Genomic DNA, 20,587 nt, shown 5'->3' on the forward strand with positions numbered 1-20,587 from the left:
CTGCCGTGCCCGTCATCTCCGCTCCCCACGCCTTCAACGAAGGAAGTCTCTTCATCGATCTAGAGTCGATTTTCGGACACCGCCTCTACCTCAAGTGCGAGGGCTTCAACTTCGCCGGCTCCATCAAGTTGAAGGCCGCGAAGGAGATGGTGGAGAGCGCCGAGCGGGACGGATCCCTGACGCCGGATTCCATCCTCGTGGAGTCCTCGTCCGGAAACCTGGGCGTCGCGCTCAGCATGATCGCCGCCAGCAAGGGCTACCGGTTCCTGTGCGTGACGGACTCCCGGTGCAACCTGTCGACGAAACTGCTGATGGAAGCCCTCGGCAGCCACGTGCACGTCGTGACCGACCTGGACGCCAACGGCGGCTTCCTGGGCACACGGCTCGAATACGTCCGCTCGCTGTGCGCGTCCGACGACCGCTATGTGTGGCTCAGCCAGTACACCAACGCGGGCAACTGGCGGGCGCACTTCCGTACGACGGCACCGGAGATCGCCGTCCACTTCCCGCGCCTGGACGTGCTGTTCGTCGGGACGGGCACCGCCGGGACGCTGATGGGCTGCGCCCGCTACTTCCGCAAGTGGCACCGGCCGGTGCGGATCGTCGCCGTGGACAGCGTGGGCTCGGTGGCCTTCGGCGGCACCCCCGGCCGCCGGATGATCCCCGGCCTGGGCATGAGCATGCGCCCCCCGCTGCTCGACGAGGAGTACGTGGACGAGGTGATCCGGGTGGAGGAGGCGGACACCATCCGCACCTGCCACCGCCTGGCCAGACGGGGCTTCCTGTTCGGCGGCTCCACGGGGACCGTGGTGAGCGCCGCGACGGACTGGCTGGCCCGGCACGGCACCCGTGACCTCACGGCGGTGGCGATAGCCCCCGACCTCGGCGAGCGCTACCTCGACACCATCTACCAGAGCAACTGGCTGCAGGATCTCTACGGCGAACACCTGCTCGACTCCGCCCAGGTGCACACCGCCTGGGAGGAGAACTCCGCGTCACGGGCGCCGGGCCGCCGCCGAAGATCGTAGAGACGGCTCAGGCCGGCGCTTCCACCGTGAGGGGCCGGCCGATCAGCGTGGTCCCGAGGATCCGGGCGTCCTCGCGGCGGCCGGCTGGACGCTGCCGCCGGCCAGGGCGGGACAGGCCCATGGCCGCGTCGCGCGTGCCGGGCGGCCACCGGGTGGCCCCGCCAGTCGGCCCCGCCAGTCGCCGAGGCCGTCGCGCACCTGCTGAGTCATGCGGGGCGTCCCCGCTCACGGCCACGGCCGAGGGGACGCCGGTGCGGCCAGGCATGACCGAAACGGTGTCAGCCGACCGGTTCCGGTTCCGGAGCAGGGGCCCGCCACGGGATCCGGAAGGTGGTCGCCGTGACGATCAGGGCGGAGGCCGCCACCGTGGCCATGCCCACGGTCAGGTTCGCCGCTCCGGCGACGAAGCCGATCAGGGCCGGACCGGCCAGCAGGCCCGTGGTGCCCATCGCGGCGACCAGCGCCAGCGCGTCCGCGCCGCGGCCGGCCGCCGCCACGTAGACGCACGGGGTGACGGCCGCCGCGCCGAGGCCGACGCAGGCGAAGCCGAGCAGCGTGGGCACCACTCCCCCGGCGAGCAGCGCGAGGGCGAGGCCCACGGCGGCCACCGCGCTGCCGGCCCGCACCACGCGTCCGTCGCCCCAGCGGGTGCGCCAGCGGTCCGCCCGCACACGGGCCAGCAGCATCATCACGGAGACGACCGCGATGCCCAGCGGGGCGACGGTCGCCGACGCCTTCACGGCGTCCTTCATGTAGAGCGTCGACCAGTCGTTCATCGCGCCCTCGGTGATCGTGCCGAAGGCCATGGCGCAGCCCATGAGGAGGGTCGTGCCGGAGGGCAGGCCGCGGCGGGTACGGCGCTTCGGCCCGTCCGGGGTCGTGGGGTCCGGCTCCCGGTGGGTCAGCAGACCCGGCCGGGCGCCGGCGAGGAGAAGCAGCAACAGTGCCCCGGCCACGCCGAAGTGCGCCGCGACGGACGCGGTCAGGGTGGTCACGCCGGAGGCGATCAGGGCGGCGGCGAGCAGCCCGCCGCTGAAGGTGGCGTGCAACTGGGACATGGCCGTACGCCCGTGGGCGCTCTCCAGCGCGGCGCCCTGCGCGTTCATGGCCACGTTGAGGCAGCCCACCGCGACGCCGTCGGCGCACACGGCGAGCAGCGCGAGCGGGTAGTCCGGTACGGCGGACAGGGCGGCCAGGACGGCGATCAGGGCCGCGGCGGAAGCGAGGGACAGCAGGCGGGAGCCGAGGCGCCGCATCAGGACGGCGACCAGCGGGAAGGAGGCCGCCGCGCCGGCCCCGCAGGCCATCAGCAGCAGACCCACCTCGCCGGCGCCCAGGTCCAGCCGGGTCTTCAGCGCGGGCAGCCGGGACACCCAGGTGCCGTACTGGAGGCCGAGGAAGCAGAACAGGGCCGCGATCGACCACTTGGCCCGCTGGAAGGAGGGTGCGGTCATCAGCTCGCCTTCCGCAGGGCGGCGACCTGTGCCGACATGTACACGGCGCCGCTGCCGTAGCCGGCCGGCACACGCGCCTCGTGGTGGGGGCGGTAGCCGTTGGCCCGCCAGAAGGGCTCCTTGCCGGCGATGGCGACCAGCGACATGGTCGTGAAGCCCCGGGCGCGGGCGGTGTCCGTGAGGTGCCGGACCAGACGGGTGCCCAGGCCCCGGCGCCGCAGGGGCGCGCTGACGACCAGGTCGTGCAGGTGGAGGTTGGTGGCGTGGTGGGCGACCGGTTCCGGGCGGGTCAGGTCGGGACAGTGGAGCCGCCGGTAGGGCAGGGCGAGGACGTAGCCCGCGATCCGGCCGTCGAGGTCCAGGACGAAGCTGGTGCCCGCCGAGGCCCGGGACCGCAGGCCGGCCTCGCCCTCCGTGAGCGGGGTGTCCGCGTACGCCCCGGCCTCCAGGGCGGCGACCTGGGGCCAGTCGGCCTCGGTGATGCCCCGTATGAGGGCTGTCATGTCAGTGGTGTCCTTCCTGGCCACGGGTGCACACGGTCGGCAGCGGGCGGATGCCGTTGAACCCCTGGGTCATGTAACTGGCGGCGTAGGCGCCGGCGGAGAGGATCCAGACGGGGTCGCCGGATCCGACGGACCGGGGCACGCGCACCGGGTACCGGCCGTCGCCGTAGGCGTCGTCGCTGTCGCAGGTGGGTCCGGCGACGATCGCGGGGACGTGCTCCTCGGTCTCCCGCCCCGGGAAGACCAGCGGGTGGGTCACCTGGTCCATCTCGTACAGGCCGTTGAACTTGCCCACGCTCAGGTACAGCCACCGGGCACGCCCGCCGTCCGGCTGTGTCCGCTCGGTCAGCCGGACCACGTGGGCGCGGATCACGCCGTGATCGGCGACCAGGTGACGTCCCGGCTCCAGTACGAAGTCGAGCGGGGCGGCGGCCAGCGCGTTCAGGCGTTCCATGCCCTCGCGGAGCACGGTGAAGATCTTGTCCAGCGGCGGGTCGAGGGGGGTGCCGCGCCGGTCGAGATAGCCGAGCGCGGGCAGCCCGCCACCGAGGTTCACATGGTCGGGTACGATCCCCCGCGCGGCCAGCGCCGTCAGGGTTCCGGCGAGGGTGTCCAGGGCCTGCTGCCAGGCCTCGCCGGTCATCTGCTGGGAGCCGACGTGCACGGACAGCCCCGCCGGGACGAGGCCGGCGGCGCGGGCCGTGCTCAGGACGCGGACGGCGTCGTCCGGTGCGCACCCGAACTTGCGGTTCAGGCCCCACAGGGCGCCGTCCCCGCTGGTGGCGAGGCGGCAGAACACGCGAGCGCGGGGCGCGTGCGCGGCGATGGCGGTGACGTCCTCGACGCTGTCGGTGGCGAACGTGCGGACACCCAGGCGGTGGGCTTGGGCGATGTCGTGGTCGGACTTGATGGTGTTGCCGTAGTGGATGTGGCCGGGGTGCGCACCGGCGCGCAGGGCTTGCTCGATCTCGGCGGGGCTCGCGGCGTCGAATCCCGATCCGCGGGCGGCCAGGCTGTGCAGGACCTCGTCGACGGGGCAGGCCTTGAGTGCGAAGCGGATGCGGGTTCCGGGTAGTTCGCGCAGCAGGGTGTCGTATTGGTGCTCTATGCCGGTGAGGTCGTAGAGGAGGCGGTCGGTGGTGCCGGTGCGGGTGCGTGGTGGTTGGTCGCGCAGTTCCCCGCGCCCCTTCAGGCCGCTCATGGGCGGGTCGCTTCCATGAGTGCGGGCCAGGCCTCGATCAGGTCGGCGAACGATGCGATGTCCTGCTCGGCCTCGTCCAGTAACCGGGCTCGGTCCGCGGCGAGTTGGTCCGCGAACGCCGCGTACCGACCGCCCAGTTTGCGGTAGGCGGTGTCGACCCGGTCCAGGCGCCAGATGTTCTCCGTGCGGTCCAGGCCGGTGCTCTCGCGCAGGAAACCGGTGACCGCATCGGCCCGCACGTGATGCCGGCCGTCCAGCAGACCCGCGCCCTCGGCCGCCATCCGGTCGTACACGTCGTGGAAGTAGAGCATCGAGAGGAGGAACTTCACGAACCGGCGCTGGTAGGCCGGGAAGCCGGTGTCGGTGCGCCGTTCGGGGGTGTGGAAGTTCTCGATGTGGCGGTTGTGGAGGATGCCGGGCAGGCCCGCGTCGTGGACGAGGTGGAGGAGGAAGTAGTCGCTGCCGATGGTGTCGGTGGCGGGCGGGAGGGGGACGCGCTCGTACACCGCGCGGTCGAAGGCGACGTTGCACATGTCGACGCGCATGGGGTCGACCAGGGTGAGGGTGGAGTGGTCCCCGGTGAAGGGAGCGGTGCCCGCGCCGGTGAAGGACTCCTCGACCAGCGCGCGTGTGCGGTCCTCCGGCCAGTCGCCGGGGGCCCAGAGGCTGACCACGTCGTGGTAGACGGCCTGGTCCAGGCGTCGTATCTCCCCGATGTCCACGGAGAGTTCGCCGATGAAGGAGGCTCCGGCCAGGGAGACCGGGCGGTGGGCCAGTGCCGGGTCGAGGTCGGTGCGGGTGACTCCGGCCGAGGCGTCGGCGGCGGGGCGGCCGAGCCAGGGCAGCTCGTGGTGGACGGGGAACACGGGCTGTCCGGCGTGGAGCTGGTAGGTGCTGTCGGAGTCGCGGCGGTGCACCGAGTCGCAGCCGAGGGCGGCGGCCAACAGGAAGGCGCGGTTGGTGCAGGCGCCGTAGGAGACGGCGGGCGGGAGCATCAGGTGGAGCAGGCGGTCCGGTTGGGGCAGGCCCGCCTTCCGGATGAGCCGGCGCAGGAAGTCCCGCTGGGCCTCCTCGTCGTAGTGGTGGACGGTCACGCCCTGGTGTGCGGGCAGGGCGGCGACGGTGCGGGTGTGCTCGGCCCGGGTGCGGTCGTCGGCGGAGTCCAGGATCAGCAGCTGGACGTCGGCGTCGAAGTGCCGGGCGGCGTAGGCGGCTTCGGCGTGCAGGGCGGTGATGGTGGCGGAGCAGGCCCGGTTGGTGGGCAGGGTGAGGCAGACGCGGTTCACCGGGCACCTTCCGCGGCGGCCCAGGAATCGAGGCCGAGCAGCCTGCGTCCCAGGTCGTTCAGTTCGGCGGGGCCGTAGCGGAGGGCTTCGGGCTCGCGGGCGTCGCCGAGCAGGGTGGCGTTCCAGTCGGGGGTGGCGAGGGTGCGCCAGGACTGCACGCGGGAGTCGCGCAGGGTCGTGTGCTCCTCCAGCGCGGGCATCATCGACAGGTACTGGACGGCTCGGACAGCGTTGTCGGAGAGGTTGGGCGCCACGCCGTGGGCGAGCAGCCCGTTGAAGATCAGCAGGTCGCCGGCCTGGAGGTCGGGGCGGACCACCGGGAACTCGGCGCGGTCGGTGTTCGGGCGGACCGGGTCGCGGGCGGGCGGCTGGGCGAGGCGCCACTCCTCGAAGCGGCGGAAGAGTTCGGGCGCGCACTGGAAGCCGCCGAGTTCGGGGCGGGTGTCGGTGAGCGCGATGATGCCCTGCACGCGCTGCGGCAGGACGGCGAGGGTGGTGTCGACGTCCCAGTGCAGCTCGATGTCGAAGCCCTCGTCGGTGGGCTCGATGAGGGAGCGCGAACGGGTGCGGATGTTGGGCGGGTTGAGGTTGAGGCGGTCCAGGGTGACCCACAGTTCCGGGCTGTCCCAGACGTCCACGAAGGCGTCGTAGACGCGCTGGTTCTGCCGGCTGTCCCACAGGAGCTGGTGGTGGTAGGCCTCGACGAAGCCGTAGATGTAGAGGTGCCGGTCGAGTTCGGAGCGGAACTCCGGTTCGTCGTACCAGGTGTCGGGGCGGTCGGGGTCGAGCCCCTGGAACTCCCAGGCGAAGTCGAGGAGTTCCTTGGCCTCACCGGGCGTGATGGCCTCGCGTACGACGACGTAGCCGTACGACTGCCAGAAGGCGAAGTCCTCCTCGGACAGCACGCGCAGCGGCTGGGTCTTCGCCAGGTCGCGCAGGGGGGTCGGGGCGAGGTAGCTCTCGCCGTCGGCGCTGAAGTAGGGGCGGCCGGTCGCCGCGCGGTGGAGGAAGGGGTGGGGCGTCTGCATGCGATTCCTCTGGAACTGGAACACAGGTGTGCGGTTGAGATCCGGGAAAAGAGCACGATCGAGTGGGCCGCCCGCTGCGGCGGGCGGCCGGTGAGCCCGTGGGTCAGCCCGCGACGACGGCTTCGGCCGCCGCCACACCGCAGACGCGGGCGGCGCCGTAGGTGGCGATGTGCAGGGCGCCGCGCGGCGGTGCCTGGGGCAGGCCCATCTCGACCACGACGGTGTCGGGCCGGGCGGCGAGCAGGGTGTCGAGCGCGGAGCGCATCCAGTCGTGCCGGTGCTCGTCGCGGACCACGGCGACGATCCGGCGGCCGTCCGCCGCGTCGAGGACGGCGGCCCCGGCGCCTTCGCCGGTGAAGGAGCCGGAGGCGCTGCCGGGCAGTCGCCGCTCCAGCTCGGCGGCGACGCCCCAGGGGGTCTGGTCGCCGACGGCGATGTTCGGGGCGGGGTTGAACCGGGCGACGTACACCGGTGTGGTGAGCGGTGCGGCGGCGCCCGCGCGGGTCACGGTCAGCGCACGGCGGGCCGCGACCAGACCGATCTCCGGGTCGGCCGGGGTCTTCTCCGCGTCGCCGCGGGCCGCGACGGTCCAGGCGGCCAGGTCACGGACCCGGGCCGCCGCGTCGGCGAGCCGTTCCTCGGGCAGTTCACCGGAGCGTACGGCGGCCACGAGCGCGTCCCGGAGCTTCAGCACGGTGTCTTCGTCGCACAGTCCGCCGCCCACGCAGATGGCGTCGGCGCCGGCGGCGATGGCGAGGACCACGCCGTGCTCCAGGCCGTAGGTGCCGGCGATCGCCCGCATCTCCATGCCGTCGGTGACGATCAGGCCCTGGTAGCCGAGTTCGCCGCGCAGCAGCTCGGTGAGGACGCGCCGGGACAGGGTGCCGGGGCGGTCCGGGTCCAGGGCCGGCACCAGAATGTGGGCGCTCATGATCGCCCGGGTGCCGGCGGCGATGGCCGCGCGGAACGGGGGCAGTTCGCGCTCGTACAGGGTGTCGGCGTCGACGTCGATGCGGGGTACGGCGTGGTGGGAGTCGACGTTGGTGTCGCCGTGGCCGGGGAAGTGCTTGGTGCAGGCGGCGACGCCGGTGGACTGCAGGCCCTCCACCCAGGCGGCGGTGTGCCGGGCCACCAGGTCGGGGCTCGCGCCGAAGGAGCGGACGCCGATGACGGGGTTGTCGGGGTTGGCGTTGACATCGGCGGAGGGCGCCCAGTCGAAGGTGACGCCGCAGGCGGCCAGGCGCCGGCCGAGTTCGCGGGAGACGGCCCGGGTGAGACCGGGGTCGTCGACGGCGCCCAGGGCGTGGTTGCCGGGGAAAGAGGAGCCGGTGCGCACGTCGAGGCGGGTGACGTCGCCGCTCTCCTCGTCGATGGCGAGCAGCAGGTCGTCGCGTTCGGCACGCAACTGCCGGGTGAGGGCGGTGACTTGCTCCTCGCTGACGACGTTGCGGCCGAACAGGGCGACGGAGGCGAGGCCCTCGCCGAGGCGGCGGCGCACCCAGTCGGGGGCGGTGGTGCCGTCGAACCCGGGCTGCAGCACCGCGAGGGCGTCCCGGGCGAGGGTGTCGCCCGCGGCGGAGCCGCTGCCGGACGCGGTGGTGGCGGTGGTGGTCATCGGGGGCGTCATCCCTTCACGGCGCCGTCGGTCAGACCGCTGACAGCCTTGCGTTGCAGGAAGATGAAGAGGATCAGGATGGGCAGCGCGAACAGGGACGAGGCGGCCATGGTGGCGCCCCAGTCGTCGCCGAAGGCGGTCTGGAACTGGGACAGCCACAGCGGCAGGGTCTGCTTCTCGATGTCCTTGTTGAGGATCAGGACGAGCGGGAACTCGTTCCAGGCGGTGACGAAGCCGAACAGCGAGGTCGCCATCAGGCCGGGCGCGAGCAGCGGGAAGATCACCTTGACGAAGGCCTGGGTGCGGGTGCAGCCGTCGACCATCGCCGACTCCTCCAGCTCCTTGGGCACGGCGGCGACATAGCCGCGCAGCGTGAGGAGGGTGAGGGGCAGCACCATCATCGTGTAGAAGACGGTGAGCGGGACCAGGCTGTTGAGCATGTCGTTGTCACGGACGATCATGTAGATGGCGATGATCATGACTTCCCAGGGGGCCATCTGCGCCAGCATGAACGTCACGATGAGGCCGCGCCGGCCCTTGAACCGCATCCGTGCGAGGGCGAAGGCGGCGAACAGGGCGATGACGAGCGAGAAGACGACCGACAGGACCGTGACGGTGACGGAGTTGACGACCAGGGTCCAGAAGTGGTCGGCGTCCACGGCCTTCTTGAAGTGTTCGAGGGTGGCGTCGGTCGGGAACCACACCGGGTCCTCGGAGATGATGTCGCCGGTCGGCTTGAAGGCCGTGGCGAACATCCAGTACACGGGGAACACGAAGCCGACGAAGAGGACGACGGCGGTCGCGTTGGGCCAGAAGCGGCCGAAGAGCGAGCGCTTCACAGCTCGTCCTCCTCTTGCTTGAGCACCATGCGCAGGTAGTACGAGGTGATGACGAGCAGGACCAGGATGGTCAGGAAGGAGATGGCGGCGCCCACTCCGAAGTGCTGGTTGCCGACGCCCTCGACGTAGGCGTAGATCGGCAGCGTCTCGGTGAGGTGGTCGGGGCCGCCCTCGTTCATCGCGAAGATCTGCGGGAACGCCTTGAAGATCCAGATGACCTCCAGGAAGGTCGTGGCGTACAGGAACGGCCGCAGGAAGGGCAGGGTCACCGAGGTGAAGCTCTTCCAGGCTCCGGCGCCGTCCAGGGAGGCCGCCTCGTAGAGTTCCCTGGGGATCGTGGTGGTGGCCGCGTAGAGGTTGATCGCCACGAAGGGTATGGACTGCCAGACGAGGAGCAGGGTGATCACGGCGAAGGTGGAGAACTGGGTCTGCAGCCAGTTGTGGTCGGCCATGGAGTGCCAGCCGAGCTTGTCCAGCACCCAGTTGACGACACCGAAGCGCTGGGCGAACAGCCACTGGTAGACGGTGGTGGCCGCGATGACCGGCATGGCCCAGGCGAGGACGAGGCCGATCATCAGCAGCAGCCGCATCTTCTGGCCGAGCCGGGCCAGCAGCAGGCCGACCAGGGTGCCGAGCACCATGATCAGTGCGACGTTGACGGCGGTGAAGAAGACGGAGCGCTCGACGACCCGCCAGAAGTCCCCGCCGCTCAGCACCTCCCGGTAGTTGTCGACGCCGTTCCACTCGGTGAGGTGCTGGATGAGCTGGCGCGGGTTGAGGTTCTGGAACGACAGCATGCCGTTCTTGACCAGGGGCCAGCCGAGCAGCACCACGGTGGCCAGCAGCGCGGGCAGCAGGAGCAGGTAGGGGGCGGCGGCTCGGCGCCGGGACGGGTCGCCGGTGGTGCGGCTGTCACCGGGCGGCGGGGCCGGCACCCGGGCCTTGCGGACAGCGGGCTCCCCGGCCGTGTCCGTGCCTTCGGTCTGCACTGACATGAGTTGCCATCTCTTCCGTGGCCGTACGGACGACACAGGTGAGCCGGGGGCGCGGGCGCGGCGCCCCCGGCGCGGTCATCAGTTCTGCTGGGCCAGGCGCTTGTTGATCTCGCCCTCGACCTGCTTGGCGGCGTCCGCCGGGGACTTGCCGTTCAGCACGGCCGTCATGTACGACTTGATCGGGTTCGGGTTGTTCTCCACCGCGCCCCACTCGGGGATCAGCGGGGTGGTGCCACCGACGGAGGCGCCCGGAGCGGCGGCCTCGGCGACGGCGTTGCCCTTGAGATTCGTCTCCAGGGACTTCTTGTTCGGGATGACGCCGTTGAGCTTGGCCAGTTGGCCCTCGTACTGGTCGGACAGGGCGATCTTCAGGAACTCCTTCGCCAGGGCCTGCTTCTTGCTGCCCTGGGCGACGGCCAGGTTGGAGCCGCCGAGGAAGACGCCCTCGGGCTTGTCGGCGGTCTCACCGGGGATGGTGAAGTAGCCGAGGTCCTTCTCGATCGCCTTGTTGGCGGTGACGGCGGTGCCGGCCTCCCAGCCCATGCCGATGAAGGCGCCGGTCTTGCCCTTGGCGAAGACCTCGGCCTGCTGCGGGGTGGCCTCGTCCTTGTCCTTGGGGGCCTTGGAGTAGGAGGCGTACTTCTTGTAGATCTCCATGGCCTTGGCGACCTTCGGGTCACCGAGGTTGGAGACGTACGTGTCGCCCTCCTTCTTCACCAGGTCGGCGCCCTGGCCGATGGTCAGGCCGTCGAAGAAGTACCAGTTCTGGCCGGGCAGGTAGATCGGCTCGGCGTCGGTCTTCTTGTCGATGGTCTGAAGGTCCTTGAAGAACTCGTCCCGCGTCTTCGGGGTGTCCTTGATGCCGGCCTGCGCCCAGATCTTCTTGTTGTAGATGACGACGCGGTTGGCGAAGTACCACGGGGCGGCGTACTGCTTGCCGTCGTACACGGAGGACTGCGAGACCGACGGCGTCCAGTCGGCGCCGATCTCCTTCTTCAGGTCGCTCAGGTCGGCGAGGCCGCCGGTGGCCGCGTAGGCCGGGGTCTGGGTGTTGCCGACCTCCAGCACGTCCGGCGGGTTGGACTCGGAGAGGGCGGTGGTGATCTTCTGCTGGATCCCGTCCCACTTCTGCGTCTCGAACTTCAGCTTGGCGCCGGTCTTCTTCTCGAACGCGGCCGTGACGTCCTTGACCCACTGGTCCGGCGTGGAGCCGTCCATCGCCCAGACCGTCAGGGTCTGGCCCTTGAAGCTGTCCGGTCCCGCGTTCTTGCCGCTGTCGTCGCCGTCGTCCCCGCCGCACGCCGACACGGAGACCATCATGCCCGCGATCACGATCGCGGCCGAAAGCTTGCGCTTCACGCCACCCTCCTCAGGGATGCCACTAACCCCCCACGCCCTCGGCGGTGACCTGCGTACGACGCTGTTGCACGTAGGGCTCGGGACCTGGCCACTAATGGTGTAGACCAGTACGGTGGAGCTTGGCCTAGACCTTTTGGAGTGTCAAGGGTGGTTCGGAAAGCCGGTCCGGGCCGTTACGAGAAAGTCACCGGAGCGCACCCGTCCGCATTCCGGCCCTTTCGCCCGGACCGTTCAGTTGGACTAGACCATAGGGCAGTTGCTCGCTATAACGGGAGACCGTCGACAGAGCCGGGAAGGCAGGCATGACCACCGACGTCAGCAGCGCCCAGCCGCACGGGGCGGCGTCCGGCCGCACCGCGCGCGTGCCGAAGTACTACCGGATCAAGCAGCAGTTGCTCTCCATGGCCGAGGCGCTGCAGCCCGGTTCGGCCATGCCCGCGGAACGTCTGCTCGCCGTCCGGTTCGACACCTCCCGGACCACCGTCCGGCAGGCGCTCCAGGAACTCGTGGGCGAGGGCCGGCTCGACCGGATCCAGGGCAAGGGCACCTTCGTCGCCCAGCCCAAGCTGTACCGCACGCTCCAGCTCACCTCCCACACCGAGGACATGCGGGCACAGGGCCTCACCCCTGCCTCGCAGATGCTGGACATCGGGGAGGTCCCGGCGGACGAGAAACTGGCGGGCCTGCTCGGCATCGGCATCGGTGAGAAGGTGCTGCGCATCGAGCGGCTGCGGCTGGCCGGCGGCGACCCGATGGCGATCGAGACGACCCATCTGTCCGTACGGCGCTTCCCCGGCCTGCGCCGCTCCCTCGCCGCCTGTCCGTCGCTCTACACGGCGCTCGCCGAGGTGTACGGCGTCCATCTCGCCGAGGCCGACGAGACCATCGAGACCTCGCTGTCGACCCCGCGCGAGGCGCAGTTGCTCGGCACCGACGTGGGGCTGCCGATGCTGCTGCTGTCCCGGCACTCCCGGGACGCGGCGGGCACCCCGGTGGAGTGGGTGCGCTCGGTGTACCGGGGCTCCCGCTACAAGTTCGTGGCCGCCCTGCGCCGGCCGGGTGCCCCGGTGGTCCGGCGCAGGACGGCTCCTTCGGACCGGGACGGGACCGGCCGCGCCTGACGGGGTGCCACGCCCGGCGTCACTCCTGGGTGAGCGTGACGGTCCGGTCCGTCACCGCGTGGACGGCCGGCAGCAGGAGGAGGCCCGGGGGACGCAGCTCCGTGAGCGTGGCCTCCACCCGCGCCGTCCCCGCCTTCAGCGCCCCCGCCGTGACCTTGCCGGAGTTCTCCCAGCGGTGCTCGGCGCCGTCGCACCGGGCGGTGCTGCCGCCGACGGCGTGCAGGGGGCGGGCCTCGCTCTGGCTGACCGAGGTGCTGACGAACACCGGCCCGGTGCCGCCGGTGCAGCGGTAGGTGCCGGACAGCGTCACCGTGCCGTCGGGCGCGATCCGGCCGAGGGTGTCGATGGTGATCAGCTCGGAGGGGCCGGCGCAGGCCGGGGCGGCGACGGCGGCGCACAGCAGGGCCACGGCACCGAGGGCCGTGGCGAGCAGGGAGCGGCGTACGGGCATGGGGTACCTCCCGGTTCCAGGGGGTTCGAGGGCTTCCACTGGTACCGGGCGGCAGGGCCGGCGGACGTGACCGTCACCCCATCGGGGGCACGTCATGAAACCGAACGGGCCGGGTCACACGGGTTGCGGCCGGAGGGCGCCGGGGGGTTACGACAGTACGGCGAACCCGTCCAGCTCCACCAGTGCCCGCTCGTCCCACAGGCGGACGACCTGCACGACGGCCATCGCCGGATAGTCGCGGCCCGCCGACTCCCGCCAGATCCGGCCGAGTTGCCCTGCGTGGGCGCGGTACGCGGCGACGTCGGTGGCGTAGACGGTGACCCGGGCGAGGTCGGCGGGGGTGCCGCCGGCCGCGCGCAGGGCGGTGAGGAGGTTGCCGAGGGCCTTCGCGAACTGCTCGGGCAGCGTGTCTCCGGTGATCTTGCCGTCGGCGTCCAGGGCGGTCTGCCCGGCGAGGAACACCACGCGGGAGCCGGCCGCGACGACGGCGTGCGAGAACCCCGTGGGCGGGGACAGCTCGGGCGGGTTGACGCGCTCGGTCGTCACCGGTCCTCCTTCTGTGCCGTGGCGTACAACTCCTTGGCGATGATGCCGCGTTGGACCTCGCTGGCGCCCTCGTAGATGCGGGGCGCGCGCACCTCGCGGTAGAGGTGTTCGAGGAGGTGGCCACGGCGCAGGGCACGGGCGCCGTGCAGCTGGACGGCGGTGTCGACGACGTACTGCGCGGTCTCGGTGGCGAGCAGCTTGGCCATCGCGGCGCGCCGCGGCACGTCGGCGGCTCCGGCGTCGTAGGCCGCCGCGGCCGCGTACACCATGAGCCGGGCGGCCTCGGTGCGCAGGGCCATCTCGGCGACCTGGTGGGACACGGCCTGAAGGTCCATCAGTTTCCCGTGGAACGCCTCGCGCCGGCTGGTGTGGCCCACGGTGGCGTCCAGCGCGGCCTGGGCCATGCCGACCGCGAAGGCGCCGACGCTGGGACGGAAGAGGTTGAGGGTGCCCATGGCGACGGCGAAGCCGCGGCCGGGCTCGCCGAGCACATCGGCGGCGGTGACCGGCACGGCGTCGAAGTCGAGGGCGCCGATGGGGTGCGGCGAGATCATCTCCAGCGGGCTGCCGGTGAGTCCGGGCCGATCGGCGGGGACGAGGAAGGCGGTCACCCCGCGGGCACCGGCGCCGGGCGTGGTCCGGGCGAAGACGGTGTAGAAGTCGGCCTCGGGGGCGTTGGAGATCCAGCACTTGGCGCCGGTGAGCCGCCAGCCGTCGCCGTCCGGCCCGGCCGCGAGGGTGAGCGCCGCCGCGTCCGAGCCGGCGCCGGGCTCGCTGAGCGCGAAGGCGGCGACCGCGCTGCCGTCGGCGACCCGGGGCAGCCAGCGCTCCCGCTGGGCCGGGGTGCCGTGGGCGTGCACCGGGTGGGCGCCGAGCCCCTGGAGGGCGAGGGCGGTCTCGGCCTCGGTACAGGCCTGGGCCAGGGACTCCCGCATCAGGCACAGGTCCAGCGCACCGGAGTCGAACAGTCGCGCGAGCAGGCCCAGCCCGCCGAGTTCGGCGAGGAGCGGCCGGTTGACGCGGCCGGGTACGCCCCGGTCGGCGAGCGGGCGCAGGCGTTCGGCGGCCAGCTCGCGCAGCTCGGCACACCAGGCGGTCTGCTCCGGTGCGAGTGAGAATGCGGACACAGGCGGTCCTCCCTCCGGGGCCGGCGCGTGGCCGTCCCCACGCCCTTCCCTACCCACCTCCTGACGTTATCGCGCACAGTTGACTGCCGTCACCAACGCGATACGCTGGGGGCGCCCCCTCTGGGGGCGCGCGAGCCCACCAGGAAGCCCGTTCGGACATCAGTCCCGGATGTCGCGGACCTCTGCCACGGCAAGGGGGCGGACCGCCATGCATCTCTCGGCCCACGTCGACACCTTCGCGCGCGACCATCTGCCCCCGCCGCACGAGTGGCCCGAGCTGCGGTTCGACCTGCCGGAGCTGCGGTACCCCGACCGGCTGAACTGCGCCGCCGAACTCCTGGACCACGCCGACCCGGCCCGCCCGGTGTTCCACACCCCGGACGGCCCCACCTGGACCTACGGCGATCTGCGCGCGCGGGTCGACCGGATCGCGCACGTGCTCACCGGCGCCCTGGGCGTGGTCCCGGGCAACCGGGTGCTGCTGCGCGGCCCCACCACGCCCTGGCTCGCCGCCTGCTGGCTGGCCGTGCTGAAGGCGGGCGCGGTCGCGGTCACCGTGCTGGCCCAGCAGCGTCCGCACGAGCTGGCGACCATGTGCGAGATCGCCCGGGTCGGGCACGCGCTGTGCGACATCCGGGTGGTGGACGACCTGGCGAAGGCCGCGATACCCGGCCTGCGGATCACGACGTACGGCGGCGACACCCGCGACGACCTCCTGCTCCGGCCGGCCCCCGCCGACCCCTACCCGGCGGTCGACACCGCCTGCGACGACGTCGCCCTGATCGCGTTCACCTCCGGCACGACGGGTCGCCCGAAAGGGTGCGTGCACTTCCATCGGGATGTGCTGGCGACAGCCGACACGTTCTCACGGCATGTGGTGCGCCCCCATGGGGAGGACGTCTTCGCCGGCAGTCCCCCGCTGGGCTTCACCTTCGGCCTCGGCGGACTGGTGATCTTCCCGCTGCGGGCCGGCGCCAGCGCCCTGCTCCTCGAACAGGCGGGCCCCCGGCAACTGCTCCCCGCGATAGCCGAGCACCGCGTCTCGGTCCTGTTCACCGCGCCGACCGCCTACCGCACCATGCTGGAGGAGCTGGACACGTACGACGTCTCGTCCCTGCGGCGGTGTGTGTCGGCCGGCGAGAACCTGCCCGCGGCCACCTGGCGGGCCTGGCACGACCGCACGGGCCTGCGCGTCATCAACGGCATCGGCGCCACCGAACTGCTGCACATCTTCATCTCCGCGGCCGACGAGCGGATCCGGCCCGGGACCACGGGCCTGCCGGTGCCGGGCTGGCAGGCGCGCGTGCAGGACGCCGACGGCGAGCCCGTGCCCGACGGTGAGCCGGGCCTGCTGGCCGTACGCGGCCCGGTCGGCTGCCGCTACCTGGCCGATCCCCGGCAGCGGGACTACGTCAAGGGCGGCTGGAACATCACCGGCGACACCTACGTCCGCGAGGCCGACGGCTACTTCCGCTATGTGGCCCGCGCCGACGACATGATCATCTCCGCCGGGTACAACATCGCGGGCCCGGAGGTGGAGGAGGCGCTGCTGCGCCATCCGGACGTGGCCGAGACGGCGGTCGTCGGCCGCCCCGACGAGGCCCGCGGCCAGGTGGCGATCGCCTACACGGTGCTGCGCGCCGGGGCCCGGCGCGACCCGGAGGCGCTGCGCGCGTTCCTCACCTCCCAGCTGGCGCCCTACAAATGCCCGCGCGAGTTCGTCTTCCTCGACGCGCTGCCCCGCACGGCCACCGGCAAGTTGCAGCGGTTCCGGCTGCGCACCGGAGGTGACCAGCAGTGATGCCGACGACCTAAAATGATCAACGTGTCCGAGCAACACGCCCCCAGGTCCCTCATCGTCACGCTCTACGGCGCGTACGGCCGCTTCATGCCCGGCCCGGTGCCCGTCGCCGAGCTGATCCGGCTCCTGGCCGCGGTCGGCGTGGACGCTCCCTCCGTGCGTTCCTCGGTGTCCCGGCTCAAACGGCGCGGCCTGCTGCTGCCGGCCCGCACCGAGTCCGGCGCGGCGGGATACGCACTCTCCGCGGAGGCACGGCAGTTGCTGGAGGACGGCGACCGGCGCGTCTACGCCGGCGCGCCCGTCGCGGACGAGGGCTGGGTGCTCGCGGTGTTCTCCGTCCCGGAGTCGGAGCGGCAGAAGCGGCACGTGCTGCGCTCCCGGCTGGCCGGTCTGGGCTTCGGCACGGCGGCCCCGGGGGTGTGGATCGCCCCGGCCCGGCTGTACGAGGAGACGGAACACACCCTGCGCCGGCTGCGCCTGGACGCGTACGTGGACTTCTTCCGCGGCGAACACCTGGGCTTCGCGGCCACGGCCGAGGCGGTGGGCCGCTGGTGGGACCTGGCCGCGATCGCCAAGGAGCACGAGCGTTTCCTGGACGCGCACGCGCCCGTGCTCCAGGCCTGGGAGCGCCGGCCGGGCACCCCGCCCCAGGAGGCCTACCACGACTACCTCCTCGCCCTCGACTCCTGGCGCCACCTCCCCTACACCGACCCGGGCCTGCCCACCCACCTCCTCCCCGCGAACTGGCCGGGCGTCCGCTCGGCCCAGGTCTTCCGCCGCCTGCACGAGCGGCTGCGCGACGCGGGCGCGGAGTTCGCGGGGCTGTGACGCCCGGCGTTCCACGGGCCGTACGCCGAGGCGTTGGAAGAGGACGGACGCACCGGCCGGGGCCCGGAGGACACCGGGTGGAGGTCCTGGCCGGCGACGGGATCCGCCGCTCGCGAGGCGCTCGCGCGCCACGGCGTGCTGTCGCCGGTGCCGGTCAGCGCGCCGCAGCCGGGCAGCGGGCGGGCCGGCCGGCACGTGCCTCCTGATCGGCCCGGTGGACGGCCCCACGTGACGGCCGGGCCGGTGGGTCTCAGCCGTTGAGGGAGAGCCGGGGCCGCGGGGCGTCCGTGCGGCCGGTGCGCGGGCGCCGGCTGCCCGCCCGGTAGGGGGCGGGCCAGACCGCGCCGGGTCCCTCGTAGCCCTGTTCGGCCGCCGCGTGCAGGGTCCAGTGCGGGTCGTACAGGTGTGGCCGGGCCAGCGCGCACAGGTCCGCGCGGCCCGCCAGGATCAGCGAGTTGACGTCGTCCCACGAGGAGATCGCGCCGACCGCGATCACCGGGACCCGGACCTCGTGCCTGATCCGGTCGGCGAACGGCGTCTGGTACGACCGCCCGAACTCCGGCCGCTCCTCGGCCACCACCTGCCCGGTGGAGACGTCGATGGCGTCGGCGCCGTGCGCGGCGAAGGCGCGGGCGATCTCGACGGCGTCCTCGGCGGTCGTCCCGCCCTCCGCCCAGTCGGTCGCCGAGATCCGGACGGTCATCGGCCGTTCGGCCGGCCACACCGCGCGGACGGCGTCGAAGACCTCCAGCGGGTACCGCAGCCGCTTCTCCAGGGAGCCGCCGTAGGTGTCGGTGCGGTGGTTGGTCAGCGGGGAGAGGAAACCGGAGAGCAGATAGCCGTGGGCGCAGTGCAGTTCGAGCAGGTCGAAGCCGGCCCGGGCGGCCCGCCAGGCGGCCGTCGCGAACTGCTCGCGGATGTCGGTGAGCTGGGCGCGGGAGAGCTGGCGCGGGATCTGGCTGCCCGGCTTGTACGGCAGCGGGGAGGGGGCGACGACGGGCCAGTTGCCGCTGGGCAGCGGCTCGTCCATGCCCTCCCACATCAGCTTCGTGGAGCCCTTGCGGCCGGAGTGCCCGAGCTGTACGCCGATCGCGGTGCCCGGGGCCTGGCGGTGCACGAAGTCGGTGACGCGCCGCCACGCCTCGGCCTGCCGGCCGGTGTACAGGCCGGCGCAGCCGGGGGTGATCCGGCCCTCCTGGCTGACGCACACCATCTCGGTCATCACGAGGCCGGCCCCGCCGAGGGCACGGGCGCCCAGGTGGACGAGGTGGAAGTCGCCGGGGACGCCGTCGGTGGCGGAGTACATGTCCATCGGTGACACGACGACCCGGTTGCGCAGGGTCAGGCCGCGCAGCCGGAACGGCGTAAACATCGGGGGCGTGCCGGGCGGGCAGCCGAACTCGCGCTCCACGGCCTCGGTGAAGCGGGCGTCACGCAGCCGGAGGTTGTCGTGGGTGACCCGGCGGCTCCGGGTGAGCAGGTTGAAGGCGAACTGGCGGGGCGGCTGGCCCAGGTACAGCCGCAGGTTCTCGAACCACTCCAGGCTCGCCCCGGCGGCCCGCTGCGTGGAGGCGACGACGGGCTTGCGTTCCTCCTCGTAGGCCGCCAGCGCGCTGGGCACGTCCGGCTGTTCCGTCAGGCAGGCGGCCAGGGCGAGGGCGTCCTCGACGGCGAGCTTGGTGCCGGAGCCGATGGAGAAGTGGGCGGTGTGGGCGGCGTCACCGAGGAGGACGACGTTGCCGTGCGACCAGCGGTCGTTGACCACGGTACGGAAGGTGGTCCAGGCGGACTTGTTGGAGCGCAGGGGGCGTCCGCGGAGCGCGTCGGCGAAGATCTTGGCGCAGCGCGCCACCGATTCCTCCTCGTCGAGTTCGTCGAAGCCGGCCGCCCGCCACACCTCCTCGCGCATCTCGATGATGACGGTGGAGGCGTCGGCCGCGTAGGGGTAGCCGTGCAGTTGCATCACGCCGTGCTCGGTCTCGGCGATCTCGAACCGGAAGGCGTCGAAGGCGAAGTCGGCGGCGAGCCAGATATAGCGGCAGTGGTGTGCGGCCACATGGGGCCGGAACACATGGGCGTATGTCTCGCGGGTGGTGCTGTGGACACCGTCGGCGGCGATGACGAGGTCGTGGTCCTCCGAGAGCCGGTCGATGGGCGGCGCCTCGGTGGAGAAGCGCAGCTCCACGCCCAGGGAGCGGCAGCGTGCGTGCAGGATCTCCAGCAGCCGGTGCCGGCCGAGCGCGGCGAATCCGTGGCCGCCGGAACGGTGTCGTATGCCGCGCCGCACTATGTCGATGTCGTCCCAGCGGACGAAGTCGCGTCGCAGGGCCTCGTGGACGACGGGGTCGGCGTGTTCGATGCCGCCGAGGGTCTCGTCGGAGAGGACCACGCCGAAGCCGAAGGTCTCATCGGCGGCGTTGCGTTCCCAGACGGTGACGTCGCGGGTGGGGTCGAGGCGTTTCAGCAGGGCCGCGGCGTACAGCCCGCCGGGGCCTCCGCCGATGATCGCCACGCGCACCGGACCTCACCTCCCCCGCCACTTCGGCGGGCGCTTCTCCGTGAAGGCCGCGTGGAACTCCGCGTAGTCCTCGCCGTTCATCAGGAGGGCCTGGGTCGAGGCGTCCAGTTCCACCGAGGCCGCCAGGGGCATGTCCAGTTCGGCCGTGAGGAGGGCCTTGGTCTGGGCGTAGGCCAGGGCCGGGCCCTCGGCGAGGCGGCGGGCCAGCTCGGCGGCCGCCTCGTCCGCCCGGCCCTCCTCCGCCAGCTCGCTGATCAGGCCGATGCGCTCGGCCTCGGGGGCCCGCACCGGCTCGCCCAGCATCAGCAGGCGGGTGGCGTGGCCGAGGCCGACGACCCGGGGCAGCAGGTAGGCCGCGCCCATGTCGCCGCCGGACAGGCCGACCCGGGTGAAGAGGAAGGCGAAGCGGGCCGAGGGGTCCGCGATCCGGAAGTCGGCCGCCAGGGCGAGGACCGCGCCCGCGCCGGCCGCCACGCCGTGCACCGCCGCGATCACGGGGAACGGGCATTCGCGGATCGCCCGGACGACCTGGCCGGTCATCCGGTTGAAGTCGAGCAGCTGGGCCGTGTCCATGGACAGCGTGGCACCGATAATCTCGTCCACGTCGCCGCCGGAGCAGAAGCCGCGGCCCTCGCCGGCCAGGACGAGGGCGCGCACCGAGCGCTCCCGGGACAGCTCGGCGAGCAGATCGCGCAGGTCGGCGTAGGCGCCGAAGGTGAGCGCGTTGAGTTTCTCGGGGCGGGCGAGGGTGACGGTGGCCACCCCGTCGGCGATCCCGACCCGCAGGTGTGCCCAGTCGGCGGTGCGGGTGGCGGAGCCGGTGAAGGGACTCATGACGTGCGGCCTCCTAGCGCGGCGGTGCCGTACGTTGCTCTACCCCCTGAAGT

The 20,587-nt window shown here is 72.3% G+C and carries 18 protein-coding genes; 4 read left to right on the forward strand and 14 right to left on the reverse strand.

The annotated features are described in order from the left end of the window. The first annotated feature begins 5 nt into the window (after nt 1-5). Nucleotides 6-1,028, forward strand: a complete 1,023-nt coding sequence (sbnA, locus tag AB0L21_RS11685; RefSeq protein ID WP_365701257.1) for a 2,3-diaminopropionate biosynthesis protein SbnA — start codon at nt 6-8, stop codon at nt 1,026-1,028. Nucleotides 1,029-1,306: 278 nt separating this feature from the next. Here sbnA and AB0L21_RS11690 read toward each other — a convergent pair whose 3' ends face one another. From AB0L21_RS11690 to AB0L21_RS11730, 9 genes are all read right to left on the reverse strand, one after another. Further along, nucleotides 1,307-2,482 carry an MFS transporter gene (locus AB0L21_RS11690; RefSeq protein WP_365701255.1) on the reverse strand — a complete coding sequence of 392 codons (1,176 nt, stop codon included), beginning with the start codon at nt 2,480-2,482 and terminating at the stop codon, nt 1,307-1,309. Further along, nucleotides 2,482-2,985 carry a GNAT family N-acetyltransferase gene (locus AB0L21_RS11695; protein ID WP_365701253.1) on the reverse strand — a complete coding sequence of 168 codons (504 nt, stop codon included), beginning with the start codon at nt 2,983-2,985 and terminating at the stop codon, nt 2,482-2,484. Before AB0L21_RS11695 ends, AB0L21_RS11690 begins: the two co-directional genes overlap by 1 nt. Nucleotide 2,986: 1 nt before the next feature. After that, complete coding sequence (locus AB0L21_RS11700; protein ID WP_365783583.1) at nt 2,987-4,186, reverse strand: type III PLP-dependent enzyme; 1,200 nt, start codon at nt 4,184-4,186, stop codon at nt 2,987-2,989. Beyond that, on the reverse strand, nt 4,183-5,472 hold the full coding sequence (locus tag AB0L21_RS11705; protein ID WP_365701249.1) for a DUF6271 family protein: 1,290 nt from the start codon (nt 5,470-5,472) through the stop codon (nt 4,183-4,185). The genes AB0L21_RS11700 and AB0L21_RS11705 overlap by 4 nt, the downstream gene beginning before the upstream one ends. Then, nucleotides 5,469-6,500: a phytanoyl-CoA dioxygenase family protein gene (locus AB0L21_RS11710; RefSeq protein ID WP_365783585.1), complete on the reverse strand. Its 1,032-nt coding sequence runs from the start codon at nt 6,498-6,500 to the stop codon at nt 5,469-5,471. The genes AB0L21_RS11705 and AB0L21_RS11710 overlap by 4 nt, the downstream gene beginning before the upstream one ends. A 103-nt stretch (nt 6,501-6,603) precedes the next feature. Next, nucleotides 6,604-8,115 carry a glycoside hydrolase family 3 protein gene (locus AB0L21_RS11715; RefSeq protein ID WP_365701245.1) on the reverse strand — a complete coding sequence of 504 codons (1,512 nt, stop codon included), beginning with the start codon at nt 8,113-8,115 and terminating at the stop codon, nt 6,604-6,606. Nucleotides 8,116-8,123: 8 nt separating this feature from the next. Next, nucleotides 8,124-8,954: a carbohydrate ABC transporter permease gene (locus AB0L21_RS11720; RefSeq protein WP_365701243.1), complete on the reverse strand. Its 831-nt coding sequence runs from the start codon at nt 8,952-8,954 to the stop codon at nt 8,124-8,126. Then, on the reverse strand, nt 8,951-9,949 hold the full coding sequence (locus tag AB0L21_RS11725; protein ID WP_365701241.1) for a sugar ABC transporter permease: 999 nt from the start codon (nt 9,947-9,949) through the stop codon (nt 8,951-8,953). The genes AB0L21_RS11720 and AB0L21_RS11725 overlap by 4 nt, the downstream gene beginning before the upstream one ends. A gap of 78 nt (nt 9,950-10,027) precedes the next feature. After that, complete coding sequence (locus AB0L21_RS11730; RefSeq protein ID WP_365783587.1) at nt 10,028-11,308, reverse strand: extracellular solute-binding protein; 1,281 nt, start codon at nt 11,306-11,308, stop codon at nt 10,028-10,030. Nucleotides 11,309-11,610: 302 nt separating this feature from the next. On the opposite strand from AB0L21_RS11730, the gene AB0L21_RS11735 reads away from it, so the two are divergent. Then, on the forward strand, nt 11,611-12,429 hold the full coding sequence (locus AB0L21_RS11735) for a GntR family transcriptional regulator (RefSeq protein ID WP_365701237.1): 819 nt from the start codon (nt 11,611-11,613) through the stop codon (nt 12,427-12,429). 19 nt (nt 12,430-12,448) lie between these two features. On the opposite strand, the gene AB0L21_RS11740 is transcribed toward AB0L21_RS11735, so the two are convergent. The 3 genes from AB0L21_RS11740 to AB0L21_RS11750 all read right to left on the reverse strand — a co-directional run bounded on the left by AB0L21_RS11740 (nt 12,449) and on the right by AB0L21_RS11750 (nt 14,553). After that, nucleotides 12,449-12,880 (reverse strand): DUF6299 family protein, encoded by a 432-nt coding sequence (locus AB0L21_RS11740; protein WP_365701235.1) that lies wholly within the window; start codon nt 12,878-12,880, stop codon nt 12,449-12,451. A 147-nt stretch (nt 12,881-13,027) separates the two neighbouring features. Beyond that, nucleotides 13,028-13,426: a RidA family protein gene (locus AB0L21_RS11745; protein ID WP_365783590.1), complete on the reverse strand. Its 399-nt coding sequence runs from the start codon at nt 13,424-13,426 to the stop codon at nt 13,028-13,030. Continuing rightward, entirely contained in the window at nt 13,423-14,553 is a 1,131-nt protein-coding gene (locus AB0L21_RS11750; protein ID WP_365783592.1) for an acyl-CoA dehydrogenase family protein, read from the reverse strand. The genes AB0L21_RS11745 and AB0L21_RS11750 overlap by 4 nt, the downstream gene beginning before the upstream one ends. A 208-nt stretch (nt 14,554-14,761) precedes the next feature. Between AB0L21_RS11750 and AB0L21_RS11755 the strand changes: the two genes are divergently transcribed. Then, a complete protein-coding gene (locus tag AB0L21_RS11755) occupies nt 14,762-16,354 on the forward strand; it encodes an AMP-binding protein (RefSeq protein ID WP_365701231.1) in 1,593 nt (530 codons plus the stop codon). Between the two features lie 15 nt (nt 16,355-16,369). After that, entirely contained in the window at nt 16,370-17,182 is an 813-nt protein-coding gene (locus tag AB0L21_RS11760; protein WP_365701229.1) for a PaaX family transcriptional regulator C-terminal domain-containing protein, read from the forward strand. A gap of 250 nt (nt 17,183-17,432) precedes the next feature. Here the strand turns inward: AB0L21_RS11760 and AB0L21_RS11765 are convergent, their stop codons facing one another. Further along, the gene (locus AB0L21_RS11765; RefSeq protein WP_365783594.1) at nt 17,433-19,700 is read right to left on the reverse strand and encodes a bifunctional salicylyl-CoA 5-hydroxylase/oxidoreductase; all 2,268 of its coding nucleotides are present in this window, start codon (nt 19,698-19,700) and stop codon (nt 17,433-17,435) included. A gap of 6 nt (nt 19,701-19,706) precedes the next feature. After that, complete coding sequence (locus AB0L21_RS11770) at nt 19,707-20,534, reverse strand: enoyl-CoA hydratase family protein (RefSeq protein WP_365783596.1); 828 nt, start codon at nt 20,532-20,534, stop codon at nt 19,707-19,709. Nucleotides 20,535-20,587: the final 53 nt, after the last annotated feature.

Origin of the sequence: Streptomyces sp. NPDC052721 (assembly GCF_040678315.1) — a bacterium.
GTDB lineage: Bacteria > Actinomycetota > Actinomycetes > Streptomycetales > Streptomycetaceae > Streptomyces.

Bases quoted from the DNA above. Each gene is read 5' to 3' on its own strand.
- AB0L21_RS11725 (WP_365701241.1), bottom strand. From the start codon at position 9,949: ATGTCAGTGCAGACCGAAGGCACGGACACGGCCGGGGAGCCCGCTGTC.
- AB0L21_RS11740 (WP_365701235.1), bottom strand. From the start codon at position 12,880: ATGCCCGTACGCCGCTCCCTGCTCGCCACGGCCCTCGGTGCCGTGGCC.
- AB0L21_RS11690 (WP_365701255.1), bottom strand. From the start codon at position 2,482: ATGACCGCACCCTCCTTCCAGCGGGCCAAGTGGTCGATCGCGGCCCTG.
- AB0L21_RS11770 (WP_365783596.1), bottom strand. From the start codon at position 20,534: ATGAGTCCCTTCACCGGCTCCGCCACCCGCACCGCCGACTGGGCACAC.
- AB0L21_RS11710 (WP_365783585.1), bottom strand. From the start codon at position 6,500: ATGCAGACGCCCCACCCCTTCCTCCACCGCGCGGCGACCGGCCGCCCC.
- AB0L21_RS11755 (WP_365701231.1), top strand. From the start codon at position 14,762: ATGCATCTCTCGGCCCACGTCGACACCTTCGCGCGCGACCATCTGCCC.
- AB0L21_RS11715 (WP_365701245.1), bottom strand. From the start codon at position 8,115: ATGACCACCACCGCCACCACCGCGTCCGGCAGCGGCTCCGCCGCGGGC.
- AB0L21_RS11695 (WP_365701253.1), bottom strand. From the start codon at position 2,985: ATGACAGCCCTCATACGGGGCATCACCGAGGCCGACTGGCCCCAGGTC.
- AB0L21_RS11700 (WP_365783583.1), bottom strand. From the start codon at position 4,186: ATGAGCGGCCTGAAGGGGCGCGGGGAACTGCGCGACCAACCACCACGC.
- AB0L21_RS11735 (WP_365701237.1), top strand. From the start codon at position 11,611: ATGACCACCGACGTCAGCAGCGCCCAGCCGCACGGGGCGGCGTCCGGC.
- AB0L21_RS11760 (WP_365701229.1), top strand. From the start codon at position 16,370: ATGATCAACGTGTCCGAGCAACACGCCCCCAGGTCCCTCATCGTCACG.